Origin of the sequence: Aquibium sp. A9E412 (assembly GCF_030398335.1) — a bacterium.
GTDB lineage: Bacteria > Pseudomonadota > Alphaproteobacteria > Rhizobiales > Rhizobiaceae > A9E412.
In genome coordinates, this window is sequence record NZ_JAOAOP010000004.1 from 99701 (window position 1) to 119400 (window position 19700).

Annotated in this window: 13 protein-coding genes and 1 tRNA gene; 7 read left to right on the forward strand and 7 right to left on the reverse strand. The window is 68.9% G+C overall.

Annotated features, from left to right (window positions below; translation table 11 throughout):
- Positions 1–410: 410 nt before the first annotated feature.
- From N1F89_RS03565 to N1F89_RS03580, 4 genes are all read right to left on the reverse strand, one after another.
- Positions 411–2186: a DEAD/DEAH box helicase gene (locus N1F89_RS03565; protein WP_290081517.1), complete on the reverse strand. Its 1776-nt coding sequence runs from the start codon at positions 2184–2186 to the stop codon at positions 411–413.
- Positions 2176–3762, reverse strand: coding sequence for a hypothetical protein (locus N1F89_RS03570; RefSeq protein WP_290081519.1), 1587 nt, complete (start codon positions 3760–3762; stop codon positions 2176–2178). The genes N1F89_RS03565 and N1F89_RS03570 overlap by 11 nt, the downstream gene beginning before the upstream one ends.
- On the reverse strand, positions 3756–4445 hold the full coding sequence (locus N1F89_RS03575; RefSeq protein ID WP_290081520.1) for a sigma-70 family RNA polymerase sigma factor: 690 nt from the start codon (positions 4443–4445) through the stop codon (positions 3756–3758). Before N1F89_RS03575 ends, N1F89_RS03570 begins: the two co-directional genes overlap by 7 nt.
- 413 nt (positions 4446–4858) lie before the next feature.
- Positions 4859–4948, reverse strand: a tRNA-Ser gene (locus N1F89_RS03580).
- A 239-nt stretch (positions 4949–5187) separates the two neighbouring features.
- On the opposite strand from N1F89_RS03580, the gene N1F89_RS03585 reads away from it, so the two are divergent.
- The 5 genes from N1F89_RS03585 to N1F89_RS03605 all read left to right on the forward strand — a co-directional run bounded on the left by N1F89_RS03585 (position 5188) and on the right by N1F89_RS03605 (position 9665).
- Complete coding sequence (locus N1F89_RS03585) at positions 5188–5514, forward strand: hypothetical protein (RefSeq protein WP_290081521.1); 327 nt, start codon at positions 5188–5190, stop codon at positions 5512–5514.
- Between the two features lie 138 nt (positions 5515–5652).
- Positions 5653–6327 (forward strand): peptide-methionine (S)-S-oxide reductase MsrA, encoded by a 675-nt coding sequence (msrA, locus tag N1F89_RS03590; RefSeq protein WP_290081523.1) that lies wholly within the window; start codon positions 5653–5655, stop codon positions 6325–6327.
- 170 nt (positions 6328–6497) lie between these two features.
- Complete coding sequence (locus N1F89_RS03595; RefSeq protein WP_290081525.1) at positions 6498–7493, forward strand: BMP family ABC transporter substrate-binding protein; 996 nt, start codon at positions 6498–6500, stop codon at positions 7491–7493.
- A gap of 162 nt (positions 7494–7655) precedes the next feature.
- On the forward strand, positions 7656–9035 hold the full coding sequence (locus N1F89_RS03600; protein ID WP_290081527.1) for a M20/M25/M40 family metallo-hydrolase: 1380 nt from the start codon (positions 7656–7658) through the stop codon (positions 9033–9035).
- Between the two features lie 12 nt (positions 9036–9047).
- Positions 9048–9665, forward strand: a complete 618-nt coding sequence (locus N1F89_RS03605; RefSeq protein ID WP_290081528.1) for a ribonuclease D — start codon at positions 9048–9050, stop codon at positions 9663–9665.
- Between the two features lie 33 nt (positions 9666–9698).
- Here N1F89_RS03605 and N1F89_RS03610 read toward each other — a convergent pair whose 3' ends face one another.
- Both N1F89_RS03610 and N1F89_RS03615 read right to left on the reverse strand, forming a co-directional pair.
- A complete protein-coding gene (locus tag N1F89_RS03610; protein WP_290081530.1) occupies positions 9699–10781 on the reverse strand; it encodes an endonuclease/exonuclease/phosphatase family protein in 1083 nt (360 codons plus the stop codon).
- A 167-nt stretch (positions 10782–10948) separates the two neighbouring features.
- Positions 10949–13231, reverse strand: coding sequence for an NADP-dependent malic enzyme (locus N1F89_RS03615; RefSeq protein WP_290081531.1), 2283 nt, complete (start codon positions 13229–13231; stop codon positions 10949–10951).
- Between the two features lie 197 nt (positions 13232–13428).
- Between N1F89_RS03615 and mutS the strand changes: the two genes are divergently transcribed.
- Positions 13429–16083, forward strand: coding sequence for a DNA mismatch repair protein MutS (gene mutS / locus N1F89_RS03620; RefSeq protein ID WP_290081559.1), 2655 nt, complete (start codon positions 13429–13431; stop codon positions 16081–16083).
- Positions 16084–16099: 16 nt separating this feature from the next.
- On the opposite strand, the gene N1F89_RS03625 is transcribed toward mutS, so the two are convergent.
- Positions 16100–16738: a protein-L-isoaspartate(D-aspartate) O-methyltransferase gene (locus N1F89_RS03625; protein WP_290081532.1), complete on the reverse strand. Its 639-nt coding sequence runs from the start codon at positions 16736–16738 to the stop codon at positions 16100–16102.
- A 126-nt stretch (positions 16739–16864) separates the two neighbouring features.
- On the opposite strand from N1F89_RS03625, the gene N1F89_RS03630 reads away from it, so the two are divergent.
- Positions 16865–19672, forward strand: a complete 2808-nt coding sequence (locus N1F89_RS03630) for a [protein-PII] uridylyltransferase (RefSeq protein ID WP_290081534.1) — start codon at positions 16865–16867, stop codon at positions 19670–19672.
- The last annotated feature ends 28 nt before the right edge of the window (positions 19673–19700 follow it).

Sequence of the window (19700 nt, forward strand, 5' to 3'; positions counted from 1 at the left end):
GACAACAATTCCTCTGGCTAGTGACGCGCTCCAGACGTTGACGTCAGTTCTGTGGCCCGCCGCCAACCATACCAGCCGCGCACGCCATGCGGCCTCAAGGCCCGGCGAGTGGGCCACCGCAAGCACTGCAGATCCACCAGATTGCTGTACTGGAAGGAGCCAGCCTAGGTAGCGGTCCAGCCGAGCTACGCTGGCCATGTTAGAGGGTCCTTCGCTGTACTTTGCCTCACCAAGAAAGACGGCCCGCCCATTCACGAGGCGCCGTAGGACGTCCGGGCGATCATCGGATGGAAAGTGAACCTCAATCCGGAACCCTGCTACATCTGCCAGCGTCTGGAGGTGGGCGCGACGTGCCTCGTGGGTCAAACTTGGAATACGCAAAGGATACCTAGCGTCGTGAACTGACTGCCTCATACCACAGCCCCCAGCAATGCCGCTGCATGTCGGACGTCTGCGAGGAATGTCTCCCGGGTCATTGGTTCGGACACTCTATCCCCCAAGAGATCCTGAGCAGCGCGTTCTTTCTCGACGAGTCGGTCGTACTCAGCAGTTTCCAGCGAACCATCGCAAAGCATGACGACGTACTCCACGTCACGCTCCTGTCCGCGCCGGTGGATCCTGTCGAGGCTCTGGAGGTAGTGGGCGGCTTGGTTCGACAGCGACTCATAGATCGCGAACCGAGCACGATGGAGTGTCAGACCAGCTCCCGCTGCTGCGGGGTTCGCGACGAAGACCATAGTTTGGTCGTCTTCCTGGAACCGCCGAACCGCCTCTCGCCGAACATCGACATCGCTGACTAGACCGTCATACCGAACCGCACCATAGGCCTTGTAGCGCTCGACGATCGCAGTGACGGATGCGGTGTAGAACGACCAAACGACAACCTTCTCCCGGTCACGTTCCACGATGCGCTCTAGCAGCGAATCCAGCGCCGCCAGCTTCGCCGGCGTCTCCCGGTAGTCTGAATCAACAGCCGCCGGGTTGGAACAGATCTGCAGAAGTGCCGACCGCCGCGCTAGGAAGCTCGTTCGCTCCCGCGAGAACTGGGCGTCATCTGCGGCCTCGACGTCATGAACCAAGCCCTCGAGTGTTGTCCGATACAGGCGCGCCTGATCGGTGGCCATCGGGACAAGTACGCGCTGAAACCTCTTTGCGGGCAGTTCCGGCAGGACCTCTGCCTTCAGGTGCCTGACAAACAATCCCCGCGCCTCTATGGCTTCTTGAATTACTGGCGCGGCCGCACCGCGATCGTCCGGCACGTCGATGCCGTCGAAGCAGAACCCATAGTCCACGAGGTTGAACTGCTGGACCAGGTCTCCCGGCGCGTTAGGTGCGGGCGTCCCACAGAGTACGTAGGCACGCCCGGCCCACTCTCGAAGCCGCCGCAGCGCCCGGGTCCGTTTAGCGTCCATGGACTTGATAAAGAAGGACTCATCAATCGCCAGCACTGTCCGCCCAGGTCGCGCGCGCATGAGAGCGCGCAGTTCCCCCTCCATCGAGACTGCCGTCTCGAAGTTTGTCACGAACACGTCGGCGCCCTCCGCCAGCTTCCTTCTCTTCTCTGCCGCAGTGCCGCTGAGCACCACGGTGCGATAGAGGTCACCGCGGAAGCGAGTCAGATCCTTGGGCCATTCCCCGACCATACTCTTCGGTGCCACAATGATCGCTTGGTCGGCTTCATCCCGCTCGACTAGGAGGTCGAGCGCGAAGATGAAGGTCACGGTCTTTCCAGCCCCCTGTTCATCGAAGACGCAGAGACCAGGGCTCCGTGGAAGGGTCATGGCGGCGACATTGACCATTTGATGCCGGTCGAGCACCCCGAGTCCATCACTATCGGCGATCAGTCGCGTGGCGAGATCCGCGCCGCCTGCCTTGATCTCCCGCAGCCGCGCGAAGACTTCGGCATGATGGGCTCCTATCAGCAAGCGGTTCTCCACATACCGTTGCGCCTCTGGGGTCCAGTGCAGCTCGACTGCGTCCTCGAGCTGCCCGAGTGAGGGGATAGCCGACATTGGCACGCGGAGACCTTCCGTGGAGCGGGTCACCGTCTGACCCTGCGCACCGAGGCGGCTTCGAACCAGCTTCAGGAGCGTCAGTGCTTCGCCCGGCGCAGGGACGAGGAAGAGCGCGTCCAACGACTCGGGTACACGCACTTCGACGCGCTGCAGACGGCATTCACGCAGCATCGTCGCCTGCCTCCGTCATGTCCGGATCCAGATAGCGTTCTACCAGACGCAGCGCGTCTGCAAGACCTCGGAGGTTCTCTTCTTTGACAGCCCCAGGTTCGGCCGGATCGAATACTTTGACAGGCAGGTTCAGAAACCACTCTGTGAACGTTCTGATTCTCGGGTTGACCCCTGTCTGCCGTTGTTCTGCCCGCGCGGATCGGGCCACTCCGATCGCGTCATCGACGCCCTCCTGAGCGACTTCGACGTCACTCTCGTCGCGAGCCTTCCGCAGAACCTCTAGTGCGTCTTCATTCTGCGCGACGTATTTCAGATCCCTGATCTGACGCCAGTTCGTGAACTTGTTGTCGAACAGGAGGTCAAAGACCAAGTGTTTGAAGCTGTCGTCCTGATTGAGGGACCAGTTCACGCCGCCGGCGCTTTTGCCTTTGTTGAGTTCGTCGAAGTACTGGAACTTGTCCGACGCGCGGTGCTTGGTCGCATACTGATCCTTGGAGCGATCAACAACGTGATATTCCTCGAACTCACGGGCGATCTTCACCATGTTGATATAGCGCGTGACTTCGTTCATCGAGAGTGCGAATTTCCGCGCGATCTCCCGCCGGATATCAGCCAAACGCGCGGCAGTCGGGTTGGCCCGTGGCTCGAGCGTTACCAACGTCTCATAGTGTTCATAGACCTTCTGGGCCTTCACATATTCCGGCCAGTCTTGCTTGAAGTCAGGCTCGAAGTTGAGGGAGACGATGACTGCCTCGCGCTCTTGGTCCGTTGCGTGGTCCGTCAGCTGCCAAACCTTAATCCATTCGGCCCGCTGCCGTTCCTCAGCCGTGAACTCCTGCTCTTCGCTATTCAGGATGTAGTAGCAGGCCGTCACACGGCGGTTGCCATCGAGCAGGGTACCATCGATGTCGATGATCGGTGGTTTCCGGACACCATTCACCGCAATGCTCTTGGCGAGCGACCGGATCGCGAACTGGTCTGAACCTTCGATGCCCGGCAGGGGCAGTTCGCCCTGCATGATCGCGAGGAGTTCGTCCGGGCTCGGCGGCCGCGCATATTTCTGCTGAAACTGGTTGAGGTGGATGTCGAGCCGTTCGTTCGCGTCCCACAGTCGGATGTCTCGGGTTCTCACGAAGCCTTCCACGACGGCAACTGGACGTTCGTGAAAGACAGGGCTAGGTTTCACTGGTTGCGGCTGGATGCCATCGTACGCTCTCAGGTGAAGACGGCGCCCCTCATCAGGAACAGCGTCAGGGTGTTCATCGCCCTCGCCAGCATCAGTGCTTGACGCTCGCCGGCCGGCAAGCTGAGTTCTGATCGCTTCCGTGCGGGCCATGAGCTCTTCTGCGTCGCGGTCGAGAACTGCAACTGTCCGCGCATCGCCGCGTTGCTCGGCAGCGAACCGCATCACACGGATCACGCGATCAAGCAAAGCGGCCGCAGCACGCTCATCCAAAGGCTGTTCAAGGCCCTCGCGGATGATCTCGCCCACAGTCGCCCCCAATTCTCCCGTCATCGCCGTCGCAAGGTCGAGGAGTTGTGCCAGGTCTGCCCTGACTTCGTTTGCAGTCACCATTCGTCTTCTCCTTCTTCGTCCATCCGCGTTTCAGGCAGATCCTCTGGCATTTCGACCCCGGCCCGCTCTGCCTCTCGTCGCATCCGCTGCAATCCGCGTGAGACCAGCTTCCGCGCCGACCCTTCGCTGATCCCTAGAGCCTCAGCGATTTCGGCAGAGGGGAGATCGGGAAGCCCTTGCGCGGCGGCGTCGATTACGAGCTCCATGACGTCTACGACCTGTCCCTCGCCGATAAGCGGCAACAGCGCTCGCGCTAAGCGGATTGCTTCGGCGCGCCGATGATCGTCGAGAGCTTCCCGCTCTCGTCGCCGGACCGTGTCCTCGACCTCCGGCCCGGCGATCCCATCGATTTCTAACTCGCCACGGGCGCGCTCACTGAAATCAGCGTCCCAACGATCCTGTGCGGCATTCGACGCAACCTTCCAAAGCCAACCACCTAGGTTCCGAACCGGTCGGCCGGCAGAGACGGCCGCAAAGGCTGAGTCCACCGCCACTGCGACACAGTCATCAACTTCTGTTGGCGGCAACTTGGACCACTGTTTCTGCAACCTCCTGACCAAACCGAACAGGAAACCGCTAGCTGTTAGCGCCTCGATCATTCCGATCGGGTCGCCTCGGGCAGCGGCAGTCGTCGCAGTCCGCAGGAGCTCTTCCGGTCCTTCCTGTTGTACTTGGTCGTCCACGTCGGCCCCTTTGTATTCGCTGCGGAACCAGCAGGAACCGCGCCGTCTTCACTCACTAGTCTCCGAGCGAGACAGGAAGCGACGCAATGCTTGTCTTTTTGTAATCAGATCACTCCCGGTCAGGCAGTTCTCGCAAATCGCCCTGCAGGAGGTTCGATTTCTGTTCCTTCTCAAGAACGCCCCCGGCGTCGAAGTGCGGAGCTGCGCCCCCAATAAAATATTGTAATTTCAGTCGGTTGTAGGCAATTCACCAAAACTACGCAGTCATGAGGTCCGGAGAATATCGGCCCGGAGAGACCGCTTTCGGGCCTCCTAGCGCAGGGGCCAGTGCTCGGCCCTTCCCACATAACCCTCGAATAAAACGGAAAAATCCGGCCGCAGCCGGACCGGGAGAACGCTTTCGCTGGGGCAAGTGGCGGAGAGGGAGGGATTCGAACCCTCGATACGGTTTCCCGTATACACGCGTTCCAGGCGTGCGCCTTAAACCACTCGGCCACCTCTCCGCAGGCGCGCGGGCAAGCCGCGCGCCGGGCTCATCTAGTCGAATTGGCCGGCGATGTGAAGCGCCGGGCGCGCTTTTTGATCGGCGCCGCGGTCGGCTCCGGGGCTGCGCCTGCGCCGCCCGGCCGTGCGGTTCCGGCGGCGCCGCCCGGCCGCGCCGCGCAGGGAGATTCCCCTCGGCCGCGACTTGGTCTAGATGAGGCGCAGCGGCCCCAGGGGCCGGCATCGCGCAGGGGCCCGCATGATCCGCTTCGTCTTCCGCCTCGCCGCCCTCGTGGCGCTCGCCGTCGCCGTCGTGCTGGCGGTGATCGACGCCACCCGCTCGATCGCCGCCTCGGCCTGGGTGCTGACGCCGCTCGCCGAGAGCTGGGCGGCGGTCGCGCCCGACAGCCTCGACCTTGCCCGCGCCCGCGGCGCGGCCTATCTTCCCGGCGTGCTGTGGGATCCGGCGGCGACCGCCGTGCTGGCGGCGCCGGGGTTCGTCGTCTTCGCCGGGCTGGCGCTGCTGCTCTATGCGGTCGGCCGCCGGCCCGAGCGGCGCCGGCGGCGCATCGCGGCGCGGCGCTAGACCGTGACAAGGTGCTGCGCGGCCGTCGCGGGCCATGCCGGCTTGTCCGGCCGGCCCGGGCGCGGCGAGGCCGGGCCTCGCCGGCGTGCCGCAGCGTGCGCTTAAAGCGCCGGCAACCCGCCACCGGAGGATTGGCCCATGTTCTTTCTGAGCGACATGCTGAACAAGAAGCTCAAGCTGCCGAGCGCGGCCGAGGCGCTGCCCGGCCGGGCCGAGCCGATCGCCACGGCGGCCACGCACCACGTCAGCGGCCGGCCGCTCAAGCCGCCCTTCCCGGAAGGCCTGGAGACGGCGCTGTTCGGCATGGGCTGCTTCTGGGGCGCCGAGCGGCTGTTCTGGCAGACCGAGGGCGTCCACGTCACCGCGGTCGGCTATGCCGGCGGCCACACGCCCAACCCGACCTACCAGGAGACGACCACCGGCCTGACCGGCCACGCCGAGGTGGTGCTCGTCGTCTACGACCCGCGGCAGGTCGCCTTCGAGGATCTGCTGCGGCTGTTCTGGGAGAGCCACGACCCGACCCAGGGCATGCGTCAGGGCAACGATGTCGGCACCACCTACCGCTCGGTCGTCTACACCACGACCGAGGCGCAGCGCGCCGCCGCCGAGGCCTCGCGCACGGCCTATGGCGCCGCGCTCGGGCATGCCGGGCTGAGCCGCATCACCACCGAGATCGCGCCGGCGCCCGCCTTCTACTATGCCGAGGCCGAGCACCAGCAGTATCTCGCCAAGAATCCCTACGGCTACTGCGGCCTGAAGGGCACGGGGGTCGCCTGTCCGGTGCCGCGCGCGGCGGGCGCGGCGGCCCCCTGAGGCCTTTTCCAAAAGGTCAAATTTCCAGGTGAAATTTGCCCGGCCCCGTGCCACAGTGCCGGTTCCGGCGGGAGATGGGAGCTTTCGCCAGCGACCGGGTTCGCGGCCGGCCGGGCCGGCGGCGGCAGGGTGGCGTGCACTGTAACGAAAACCGACAGGGTGTGGAGCACATGAAGCGTATTGTCCTGGGCCTGATGGCCGCAACCGCCATGACCGCGGCCGCCTACGCCGCCGAGGTGCAGCCGGCGATCATCTACGATCTGGGCGGCAAGTTCGACAAGTCGTTCAACGAGGCGGCCTACAACGGCGCCGAGCAGTTCAAGCAGGAGACCGGCATCGACTACGTCGATTTCGAGATCTCCAATGACGCGCAGCGCGAGCAGGCACTGCGCCGCTTCGCCGAGGACGGCCGCAATCCGATCGTCATGGCCGGCTTCTCCTGGGCCGCGGCGCTCGAGAAGGTGGCCGACGAGTTCCCCGACACCGACTTCGCCATCATCGACATCGTCGTCGACAAGCCCAACGTGCGCTCGGTCGTCTTCAAGGAGCAGGAGGGCTCCTACCTGGTCGGCGTGCTCGGCGCGATGGCCTCCGAGACCGGCACGCTCGGCTTCGTCGGCGGCATGGAGATCCCGCTGATCGGCAAGTTCGAGTGCGGCTATGTCGGCGGCGTCAAGGCGACCAATGCCGACGCCACGGTGATCCGCAACTACACCGGCGACACGCCGGCGGCCTGGAACGACCCGACCAAGGGCGGCGAGATCACCCGCTCGCAGATCGACCAGGGCGCCGACGTGGTCTACCACGCCGCCGGCGGCACCGGCGTCGGCGTGCTGCAGGCGGCGGCGGACGCCGGCAAGCTCGGCATCGGCGTCGATTCCAACCAGAACTACCTGCATCCCGGCAGCGTGCTGACCTCGATGATCAAGCGCGTCGACGTCGCCGTCTACGACGCCTTCGCCGACGCCCGCAACGACGCCTTCTCCTACGGCGTCAACAATCTCGGCCTCGCCGAGGACGGCGTCGGCTACGCGCTCGACGAGCATAACGAGAGCCTGATCACCGACGAGATGAAGGCGGCCGTCGAGCAGGCCAAGGCCGACATCGTCGACGGCAAGATCGAGGTGCACGACTACATGACCGACAACGACTGCCCCTACTGGTGATCGTTCGTCGAAGCCGCATCGCGAGGGGCCCGTCCGGGCCCCTTTTGCGTTGCGCCGCCCGCCGCGCGGCCGGCGGCTTGCGTCGGCCCGGCCCGGCCGCTACGAGACGACGGCGCACCGCCGCGCCTGTCGCCGTTCCGCATCACGTCACAAGGGTGCCCCATGCCTGAGCTCGCTCCCGTCCTCGACCGTCTCGACCAGTCGCTCGACGACAGCCTCGACCGTCTCTTCGCGCTGCTGCGCATCCCGTCGATCTCGACCGACCCCGCCTTCAAGGCGGAGTGCCGGCGCGCCGCCGAATGGCTGGTCGACGATCTGTCGGCGATCGGCTTCGAGGCCTCGGTGCGCGAGACCGCCGGCCATCCGATGGTCGTCGCCCACCACGACGGCGAGGGTCCGCACGTGCTGTTCTACGGCCATTACGACGTGCAGCCGGTCGACCCGCTGGCGCTGTGGGAGAGCGACCCGTTCGCGCCGGCGCTGGTCGAGCTCGAGCCCGGCCGCAAGGTGATCCGCGCGCGCGGCGCTTCCGACGACAAGGGCCAGCTGATGACCTTTCTCGAGGCCTGCCGCGCCTACAAGGCCGTGCACGGGCGGCTGCCGTGCCGGGTGACCGTGCTGCTCGAGGGCGAGGAGGAGTCCGGCTCGCCGTCGCTCAAGCCCTTCCTCGAGGCCAATGCCGCCGAGCTCAAGGCCGACGTGGCGCTGGTCTGCGACACCGCCATGTGGGACCGCGAGACGCCGGCCGTGTGCGTCGGCCTGCGCGGCCTGGTCGGCGAGGAGGTGACGGTGCGCGCCGCCGACCGCGACCTGCATTCGGGCATGTTCGGCGGTGCGGCCGCCAATCCGATCCGCATCCTGGCCCGGGTCCTGGCCGAGCTGCACGACGAGGCCGGGCGGGTGACGATCCCCGGCTTCTACGAGGGCGTGGCCGAGACGCCGCCGGAGGTGCTGGAGATGTGGGCCGGGCTCGGCGAGACGGCGGAGAGCTTCCTCGCGCCGATCGGCCTGTCGGTGCCCTCCGGCGAGCAGGACCGCTCGGTGCTCGAGCTGATCTGGGCGCGGCCGACGGCCGAGGTCAACGGCATCGTCGGCGGCTACACCGGTGACGGCTTCAAGACGGTGATTCCGGCCGAGGCCTCGGCCAAGGTGTCGTTCCGCCTGGTGCACGAGCAGGATCCCGACGCCGTCCGCGCCGCCTTCCGCGATTTCGTGCGCGCCCGCATTCCGGCCGACTGCTCGGTCGGGTTCGCGCCGCATGGCGGCGCGCCGGCGATCCAGCTTACCTACGATTCGCCGCTGGTGGAAAAGGCGCAGGCCGCGCTGAGCGACGAGTGGCCGAAGCCGGCGCTGACCATCGCCATGGGCGGCTCGATCCCCATCGTCGGCAGCTTCCGCTCCATGCTCGGCATGGAATCGCTGCTCGTCGGCTTCGCGCTCGGCGACGACCGCGTGCACTCGCCGAACGAGAAGTACGACCTGAGCTCGTTCCAGCACGGCCAGCGGTCCTGGGCGCGCATTCTCGCTGCGCTGGCCGGCTGAGGACCGTCGGCGATGAGCATCCGGCTGCACAAGCACGACCTGCCCGATCTCGAGCGCTACCGCGTCGGCGCGGTCGCCATCGACACCGAGACGCTGGGCCTGAAGCCGCACCGCGACCGGCTGTGCGTGGTCCAGCTCTCGCCCGGCGACGGCACCGCCGACCTGGTGCAGATCGCGCCGGGCCAGAGCGAGGCGCCGAACCTGGTGCGGCTCCTGCGCGATCCGTCGATCGTCAAGCTGTTCCATTTCGCGCGCTTCGATCTCGCCGTCCTGGAGAACGCCTTCGGCGCGATGGCCGAGCCGGTGTTCTGCACCAAGATCGCCTCGCGGCTGACGCGCACCTACACCGACCGGCACGGGCTGAAGGATCTGTGCGCCGAGCTGATCGGCGTCGGCCTGTCCAAGGCGCAGCAGTCGTCCGACTGGGCGGCCGAGACGCTGAGCCAGGAGCAGCGCGACTACGCCGCCTCCGACGTGCTCTACCTGCACCGGCTGCACGAGGCGCTGGTCGGCCGGCTGGCGCGCGAGGGCCGCACACGCGAGGCCGAGGCGTGCTTCGCCTTCCTGCCGACGCGCGCCCGGCTCGACCTGATGGGCTGGGAGAGCGAGGACATCTTCGCCCATTCCTGAGCCGGCGCGGCCCGGCCGCCGCCCGGCCCGCCGTCAGTCTTCCCAGTCGGTGCCGATCGGCTCCTCGTCCCGGGCGCGCGCCCGGGCGATGCGGTCGCGCGCCTCGGCGAGGTCCGAGCGGTCGGCCGCCTCCGGCCGGCTGAGCGCCCGTCCGTCCTCGCACAGCGCCAGCTCGAACAGCACGGGAAAGTGGTCGGAGCCGCAGGCCGGCAGCCGGTGCATGCCGGCGAGCCGGAAATGCGCCGAGTGGAACAGGTGGTCGAGCGGCCAGCGCACCAGGGGGTAGCGCGCGTCGAAGGTGGAGAACACCTTGCGGCCGATGCGCGGGTCGAGCAGCCGGCTCAGCCGGCGGAAGCGCTCGGTGGTGCGCGACCAGGCGACGTCGTTGAGGTCGCCGGCAACCAGCACCGGCAGCGTCTCGCGGCGCGTCTCCAGCGCCACCAGCGCCGTCTCGCCGTCGCGCCCGGCGGTGGTGGCGTGCGGCACCGGCGGCTCGGGATGGATGGCGTAGAGCCGGAAGCGGCGTCCTTCCGGCAGCACGACGGTGGCGAGGATCGACGGCACGCCCTCGGTGAGCACGTGGCGCACCTGCGTGTCCTCGAGCGGGAAGCGCGAGGCGACCAGCAGGCCGTAGCTGTTGTCCTGCGGCTGCGAGACGATCTGCGGATAGCGCGCCAGCGTCTCGGCCAGCCCCTCGACCCATGGCCGGTCGACCTCCATCAGGATGAGGATGTCCGGCTCGTGCTGCTCGACCAGCCCGGCGAGCAGGCCGTAGCGCCGGTTCGACATCTTGACGTTGCAGGCCATCAGCCGGAACGGCTCGCCCTCGTCGCGGCCGGGCACGTAGCGCGCCGAGCGCTTGCGCCACAGCGGCGTGAAGGGGAGGATATGCACCGTCTGGGCCACGCACATGGCGACGAGCACCGCCTGCACGGCGCGCCATGCCGCGCCGCCGTCGCCGACGAAGACCGTGGCGACGAGGAGTGCGGCCGCCAGCGCCAGGATCTGCTGGCGCGGAAAGTCGCCGATGCGCACCAGGCCGTGCGCGGCGGGCACGTAGGGCAGCACCGTTGCCACCGCCAGCAGGGTCGTCAGCAGGCTCGCCGCAATCAGCACATCAGGCTCCGGTTCGACCGCGTCTCGGGCTTCAGCCTCGCAATTCGCAAGCCGCGGGGAATGTTCCCGCCGCACCGGCCGCCGCCCGCCTCCAGCATACGCGCTTTGCGCGGCGCGGTGAAACCTTGGTTGCGGCGGCCGGCGCGGGGACGCGGGCCGCGGCCGGCTCAGCGCCCGGCGTTGTAGGCGGCGATCGCCGCCATGTTGACGATGTCGGAATCCTTGGCGTTGAGCGAGACGATCTGCACCGGCTTGTTGAGGCCGACGAGCAGCGGGCCGATCACCGTCGAGCCGCCCAGCTCCTGCAGCATCTTGGTCGAGATCGAGGCGGAGTGGAAGGCCGGCATGACCAGCACGTTGGCCGGCCCCGACAGGCGGCAGAAGGGATATTGCTGCATCAGCCGCGGGTTGAGCGCCACGTCGGCGGCCATCTCGCCGTCATACTCGAAGTCGACGCGCCGCCGGTCGAGGATCTTGACCGCCTCCTGCACGCGCTCGGAGCGCTCGCCGGGCGGGTGGCCGAAGGTCGAGTAGGCGAGCAGCGCCACGCGCGGCTCGTAGCCCATGCGGCGCGCCATGCCGGCCGCCTCCTCGGCGATGTCGGCGATCTCCTCCGAGGTCGGCATGTCGTGCACCGCGGTGTCGGCGACGATCACCGTGCGGCCGCGGCAAAGCGCGATCGAGGCGCCGATGACCCGGTGGCCGGGCCGGGCGTCGATCACCCGGCGCACGTCGTCGAGCACGGTCGAGTAGTTGCGCGTCACGCCGGTCACCACGCCGTCGGCGTCGCCCAGCGCCACCATGCAGGCGGCGAAGTGGTTGCGGTCGTTGTTGATCAGCCGCTGGCAGTCGCGGAACAGGAAGCCGCGGCGCTGCAGCCGCTCGTAGAGATGGTCGGCATAGATGCCGTTGCGCCGCGACAGCCGCGCATTGATGATCTCGATGCCGGGCTTCGACAGGTCGACGCCGGCGTTGCGCGCCGTCTCGCGGATCTGCTCGTCGCGGCCGAGCAGGATGGCGGTGCCGAGCTTCTGGTTGACGTAGGAGACGGCGGCGCGCATCACCTGCTCCTCCTCGCCCTCGGCGAAGACGATGCGCTTGGGCTGGCGGCGCACGCGGTCGTAGATGCGCTGCAGCGTCGAGGCGATCGGGTCGCGCCGCGCCGACAGCTCGTTGGTGTATTTCTCCATGTCGAGGATCGGCCGCCGCGCCACGCCCGATTCCATCGCCGCGCGGGCGACGGCGACCGGCACGGCCGAGATCAGCCGCGGGTCGAACGGCACGGGGATGATGTAGGCGGGGCCGTATTTCGGCCGGTTGCCCTGATAGGCGGCCGCCACGTCGTCCGGCACGTCCTGCCGCGCCAGCGCCGCCAGCGCCTCGGCGGCGGCCACCTTCATGGCGTCGTTGATCGTCGTGGCGCGCACGTCGAGCGCGCCGCGGAAGATGTAGGGGAAGCCGAGCACATTGTTGACCTGGTTCGGATAGTCCGACCGGCCGGTCGCCATGATCGCGTCGGTGCGGATCTCGGCCACCTCCTCCGGCGTGATCTCCGGGTCGGGATTGGCCATGGCGAAGATGATCGGCTGCTTGGCCATCGACTGCACCATCGCCGAGGTCAGCGCGCCGCGCGCCGACAGGCCGAAGAAGACGTCGGCGCCCTCCAGCGCGTCGGCCAGGGTGCGCATGTCGGTGTCGACCGCATGCGCCGACTTCCACTGGTTCATGCCCTCCTCGCGGCCCTTGTAGACGACGCCCTTGGTGTCGCACAGGATCACGTTGGACGGCGTGAAGCCCATCGACTTGACGAGCTCGATGCAGGCGATGCCGGCCGCGCCGGCGCCGTTGCACACCAGCCGCGTCGAGGCCATGTCGCGCCCGGTGAGGTCGAGCGCGTTGATCAGCCCGGCCGCCGCGATGATCGCCGTGCCGTGCTGGTCGTCGTGGAAGACGGGAATGTCGAGCAGCTCGCGCAGCCGCTGCTCGATGATGAAGCAGTCCGGCGCCTTGATGTCCTCCAGGTTGATGCCGCCGAAGGACGGGCCGAGATAGCGCACGCAGTTGACGAAGGCGTCGATGTCGGCGGTGTCGACCTCCAGGTCGATCGAATCGACGTCGGCGAAGCGCTTGAACAGCACCGCCTTTCCCTCCATCACCGGCTTGGAGGCGAGCGCGCCGAGATTGCCCATGCCGAGGATCGCCGTGCCGTTCGAGATCACCGCCACCAGGTTGCCGCGCGTCGTGTAGTCGAAGGCGCGGCTCGGGTCGTCGGCGATCGCCTGCACCGGCACCGCGACGCCCGGCGAATAGGCGAGCGACAGGTCGCGCTGCGTGGCCATCGCCTTGGTCGGGTTGATCTCCAGCTTGCCGGGACGGCCCATGGCGTGGAAATCGAGCGCCTCCTGCGGGCTGACGGAGGGTCCCGGACGGCTGGTTTCTGTGGATGACATGGCGCGTTGCGTTCCTTCGCGGCGGCGGTTTCGGCGGTCTCTTGTGGAGCTTTGCGGGCGGGGAGGCAACAAGGCTACACTTTCGCCGAACGATTGGCCAAGCAGGAATTGTCAGCCGCCATGGGATGCAGCCGTTGAACGACGACACGACGATCCGCGCCCGCGCCGAGGCCGCTCCGGCCGCGGCCGCCACGCCGATGATGGAACAGTACATCGAGATCAAGGCGGCCAACCCGGATTCGCTGCTGTTCTACCGCATGGGCGACTTCTACGAGCTGTTCTTCGAGGATGCCGAAGTCGCCAGCCGGGCGCTCGGCATCACGCTCACCAAGCGCGGCAAGCACCAGGGCGACGACATCCCGATGTGCGGCGTGCCGGTGCATGCCGCCGATGACTACCTGCAGAAGCTGATCGGCCTCGGCCACCGGGTGGCGGTCTGCGAGCAGACGGAGGACCCGGCGGAGGCGAAGAAGCGCGGCGCCAAGGCCGTGGTGCGGCGCGACGTGGTGCGCCTCGTCACCCCCGGCACCATCACCGAGGACAAGCTGCTGGCGCCGGCCGAGGCCAACTACCTGATGGCGCTCGGCCGGGTGAAGGGCGCCGGCGAGGCGCTGGCGCTCGCCTGGATCGACATCTCGACCGGCGCCTTCCGCGTCGCCTCCAGCGCGCCGGACCGGCTGTTGGCCGACATCCTGCGCGTCGACCCGCGCGAGCTGGTCGTCGCCGAGCCGGTGTTCCACGACGCCGCACTCAGGCCGGTGTTCGACGTGCTCGGCCGCACGGTCAACCCGCAGCCGGCCAGCCTGTTCGATTCGGCCGCCGCGGAGGACCGGGTTGCGCGCTTCTTCGGCGTCGCCACGCTCGACGGCTTCGGCAGCTTCGGCCGCGCCGAGCTGTCGGCGATCGCCGGCGCTATCGCCTATGTCGAGAAGACGCAGAAGGCCGAGCGGCCGCCGCTCGGCCGGCCCGAGCGCGACGACGCCGGCGCCAGCCTGTTCATCGACGCCGCCACGCGCGCCAATCTCGAGCTGATGCGCACGCTGTCGGGCGACCGCGAGGGCAGCCTGTTCAAGGCTGTCGACCGCACCGTGACCGGGCCGGGCGCGCGGCTTCTCGCCGAGCGGCTGACGGCGCCGCTGACCGATGCGGCGGCGGTCAACCGGCGGCTCGACGCGGTCGGCCACCTGCTCGTCGAGCCGGAGCTGCGCGCCGCGCTGCGGACCGAGCTCAAGGGCGTGCCCGATATGGCGCGGGCGCTGTCGCGCCTGGCGCTCAACCGCGGCGGGCCGCGCGACCTCGCCGCTCTCGCCGCCGGGCTCGCCGCCGCCGGCCGCCTCGCCGCGCTGCTCGACGGCGCCGCGCCGCTGCCCGACGAGCTTGCCGCCGCGCGCCGCGCGCTCGACGGGCTGCCGGCCGCGCTCGCCGACCACCTGGCCCGGGCGCTCGCCGACGACGTGCCGCTGATGAAGCGCGACGGCGGCTTCGTTCGGCCGGGCTATGACGGCGAGCTCGACGAGATGCGCGCCCTGCGCGACGAATCGCGCCGCGTGATCGCGGCGATGGAGCGCGAGCTGGCCGAGGAGACCGGCATCCGCTCGCTCAAGATCCGCCACAACAACGTGCTCGGCTACTTCATCGAGGTGACGGCCAACCACCGCGAGACGATGACCGGCAGCGAGGCCGCGCGCGCCCGCTTCATCCATCGCCAGACCATGGCCAGTGCGCTGCGCTTCACCACCACCGAGCTGGCCGACCTGCAGGGCCGCATCGCCAACGCGGCCGAGCGCGCCGTGTCGATCGAGCTCGCCGCGTTCGACCGCCTGGTCGCCGAGTGCGTCGGCGAGGCCGAGGCGCTGCGCGCCGGCGCCCATGCGCTCGCCGTCATCGACGTCGCCGCCGCGCTTGCCGCGCTCGCCGAGGCGGAGCGCTACTGCCGCCCCGAGGTCGACGACAGCCTCGACTTCCGGGTCGAGGGCGGCCGCCACCCGGTGGTCGAGCAGGCGCTGCGCCGCCAGCTCGCGCAGCCCTTCGTGGCCAACGACTGCGACCTGTCGCCGGCGAGCGACGGCCGGCACGGCGCGATCTGGCTGCTGACCGGGCCCAACATGGGCGGCAAGTCGACCTTCCTGCGCCAGAACGCGCTGATCGCCATCCTCGCCCAGACCGGCTCCTTCGTGCCGGCGCGCGCCGCCCGCATCGGCGTCGTCGACCGGCTGTTCAGCCGCGTCGGCGCGTCCGACGACCTGGCCCGCGGCCGCTCGACCTTCATGGTCGAGATGGTGGAGACGGCGGCGATCCTCAACCAGGCGGGCGAGCGGGCGCTGGTCATTCTCGACGAGATCGGCCGCGGCACGGCGACCTTCGACGGCCTGTCGATCGCCTGGGCGGCGGTCGAGTACCTGCACGCCGAAAACCGCTGCCGGGCGATCTTCGCCACCCATTTCCACGAGCTGACGGCGCTCGCCGACCGGCTGGAGCGGCTGCACAACGCGACCATGCGCGTCAAGGAGTGGGAGGGCGAGGTCGTCTTCCTGCATGAGGTGGGGCGCGGCGCGGCCGACCGCTCCTACGGCGTGCAGGTGGCGCGGCTGGCCGGCCTGCCGCCGGCCGTCGTCGAGCGCGCCCGCGCGGTGCTGCAGAAGCTGGAGGCGGGCGAGACGTCCGCCGGCAAGGCGAGCCGGCTGGCCGACGAGCTGCCGCTGTTCGCCGCGCCCGTGCGCCAGGCCATCGCGCCCGCGCGCACGCCCGATCCGCTGGCCGAGGCGGTCGCCGCCCTCACCCCCGACGAGATGACGCCGCGCGAGGCGCTCGAGGCGCTCTACCGGCTGAAGGGTCTCGTGGGGCGGAGGTAGCGCCGGCGCGCCCGCCTCACCCGGCGCCGACCAGCGGCACGAAGCGCACGCCGCCCAGGTCGCGCTCGGTCAGGCTGCCGTCGGGCTGCCGCTCGAACAGCAGGAGCCGCTGGCCGCCGCCGTCGCCGACCGGGATGACCAGCCGCCCGCCCGCGGCGAGCTGCGCCTTCAGCGCGTCGGGCACCCTCCGGCCGCCGGCCGTCACGATGATCGCGTCGTAGGGCGCCTCGTCAGGCCAGCCGCGGGTGCCGTCGGCGGTGTGCACGGCGACGGTGTCGACGCCCTGCGCGGCGAGCCGCCGGCGCGCCGTCTCGGCCAGCGCGGCGTACCGCTCGACGGTGACGACGCGCGCCACCAGGCGGGCGGCCACCGCCGCGGCATAGCCCGAGCCGGTGCCGATCTCCAGCAGCCGGTCCTGCGGCGCCGGCTTCGCCGCCTGCAGCATCAGCGCCACCACATAGGGCTGCGAGATGGTCTGCTCTTCGGCGATCGGCAGGGCGGTGTCCTCGTAGGCCAGCCCGGCCATGTCCGCCCCGACATAGGCCTCGCGCGGCACCGCGCGCATCGCCTCCAGCACGCGCGGATCGTCGATGCCGCGGCGGCGCAGTTGCCGCTCGACCATCGCCGCACGCCGGGATGCCGTATCGCCTGCCATCGTCTTGCCGCCCTTTCGCGGCTGAACGGGAGCGCCGGGGCGTCGGTTCCCGGCGGCGCGGCGAACGATACCGTTCGCCGCCAAATCAGGCTATAGACGCGCGAAGACAACGAGTTGGAACGGCCGATGGCGCGGGTGTCGCTCAGACTTGCCGAGGTGATCGACGGCGCGGCGCTGCGCGCCGCGCTCGCCGCCATGGCCGAGGAGGCCGGCGGCGGCGACAAGGCGGCGGTGCGCGCGGCCGTGCTCAAGCGCCTCAAGCGCGAGATCGCGGAGGGGCGCGGCCGCGTCGAGGCGATGCTGATGGCCGATGGCGGCGGCACCGCCTGCGCGGCGCGGCTGTCGCATCTGATGGACGAGATCATCCGCGCCGTGCACGGCTTCGCGATCGCGCATGTCTATCCCTCGCAGAACCCCTCGGCGGCCGAGCGCATGGCGATCGTCGCCGTCGGCGGCTACGGCCGCGGCACGCTGGCGCCCGGCTCCGACATCGATCTTTTGTTCCTGCTGCCCTACAAGCAGACGCCGTGGGGCGAGCAGATCATCGAATACGTGCTCTACATGCTGTGGGACATGGGGCTGAAGGTCGGCCACGCGACCCGCAACATCGACGAGTGCATGCGCCACGCGCGCACCGACATCACCATCCGCACCGCCGTTCTCGAGGCGCGCTTCATCGGCGGCGACAAGCTGCTCTACAAGGAGCTCACCCGCCGCTTCGACGAGGAGGTGGTCGCCGACAGCGGCGCCGAGTTCGTCCAGGCCAAGCTGGCCGAGCGCGACAAGCGCCACGCCAAGGCCGGCGAAAGCCGCTACCTGGTCGAGCCCAACGTCAAGGACGGCAAGGGCGGCCTGCGCGACCTGCACACCCTGTTCTGGATCGGCAAGTACTACTACCGCGTGCCGACCAGCGAGGACCTGGTGGGCAAGGGGGTCTTCACCCGCAAGGAGTATCTGCAGTTCCGCAAGGCGGAGGACTTCCTGTGGGCGGTGCGCTGCCACATGCACTTCCTCACCGGCAAGGCGGAGGAGCGGCTGCACTTCGACATCCAGCGCGACATCGCCGAACGGCTCGGCTACACCAGCCATCCCGGCCTGTCGGCGGTCGAGCGCTTCATGAAGCACTACTTCCTGACGGCCAAGGGCGTCGGCGACCTGACGCGCATCTTCTGCGCCGCGCTCGAGGAGGAGCAGGCCAAGCAGGTGCCGGGCTTCAACCGCATCTTCCAGACCTTCTCGCGGCGCCGCCGCAAGCTTGCCGGCAGCAGCGACTTCATCGTCGACAACCACCGCATCAACGTCGCCGATCCGCAGGTCTTCGAGCGCGATCCGGTCAACCTGCTGCGGCTGTTCTGGCTCGCCGACCGGCACGGGCTGGAGTATCATCCCGAGGCGCTCAAGCTGCTCACCCGCTCGCTCCGGCTGATCGACCGCAACCTGCGGCGCGACGCGGAGGCCAACCGGCTGTTCCTCGACGTGCTCACCTCCAGGCGCAATCCCGAGCTCAACATGCGGCGCATGAACGAGGCCGGCGTGCTCGGCAAGCTCATCCCCGACTTCAACAAGATCGTGGCGATGATGCAGTTCAACATGTACCACCACTACACGGTGGACGAGCACCTGATCCGCTGCATCGGCGTGCTGTCGCAGATCGAGCACGGCGGGGGCGCCGACATGCACCCGCTGGCGCACGGCCTGATGCCGGGCCTCAAGGCCTGGCGCGCCGTGCTCTACACCGCGCTGCTGTTCCACGACATCGCCAAGGGCCGGCCGGAGGACCACGCGACCGCCGGCGCGCGCATCGCCCGCCGGCTGTGCCCGCACATGGGCTTCAACGCCGCCGAGACGGCGATGGTCGCCTGGCTGGTCGAGCACCATCTCGTCATGTCGATGACGGCGCAGACGCGCGACCTCAACGACCGCAAGACGATCGCCGACTTCGCCGAGACGGTGCAGTCGGTCGAGCGGCTCAAGCTCTTGCTGGTGCTCACCATCTGCGACATCCGCGGCGTCGGGCCCGGCGTGTGGAACGGCTGGAAGGGCCAGCTCCTGCGCACGCTCTACCACGAGACCGAGCTGCTTTTGACCGGCGGCTTCTCCGAGACCTCGCGCGAGACGCGCGCCGAAGAGGCGCGCGAGCGGCTGGCCCAGGCGCTCGACGAGGCCGGCTGGGCGGCCGGCGAGCGCGCCCGGCTGCTCGAGCTGCACTACGCCAACTACCTGCTGGCCGCCGATCTCGACGACCAGGTGCGCCATGCCGACTTCATCCGCAGCGCCGACCGCAGCGGCCGCTCGCTCGCCACCATGGTCAAGACGCACGGCTTCGAGGCGGTGACGGAGATCACCGTGCTGGCGCCCGACCATCCGCGGCTTCTGTCGGTGATCGCCGGCGCCTGCGCGGCCGCCGGCGGCAACATCGTCGACGCGCAGGTCTTCACCACCACCGACGGCCGCGCGCTCGACACCATCCTCATCAACCGCGAGTTCGACCTCGACGAGGACGAGCGCCGCCGCGGCCAGCGCATCGGCCGGCTGATCGAGGACGTGCTGGCCGGCCGCGCCTGGCTGCCCGAGATGATCGAGAAGCGCGCCAGGCGCCGCCGCGCCACCCGCGCCTTCCGCATCGAGCCCCGCGCGGAGGTGCGCAACACGCTGTCCAACCGCTTCTCGGTGGTCGAGGTCGAGGGGCTCGACCGGCCTGGCCTGCTGTCGGAGATCACCGGCGCGCTGTCGGACCTGTCGCTCGACATCGCCTCCGCCCACATCACCACCTTCGGCGAGAAGGTGATCGACACCTTCTACGTGACCGACCTGACCGGCGCCAAGATCGACAACCCGACGCGGCTCGCCGCGATCCGCGAGCGGCTGATCGAGACGCTGGAGACCGGCGCCGCGCGCAAGCCGCGCGAGCGGCAGGCCGCGGCCGCCGAATGAGGCGCCGGCGCGTGGCGAGCATCGTGCG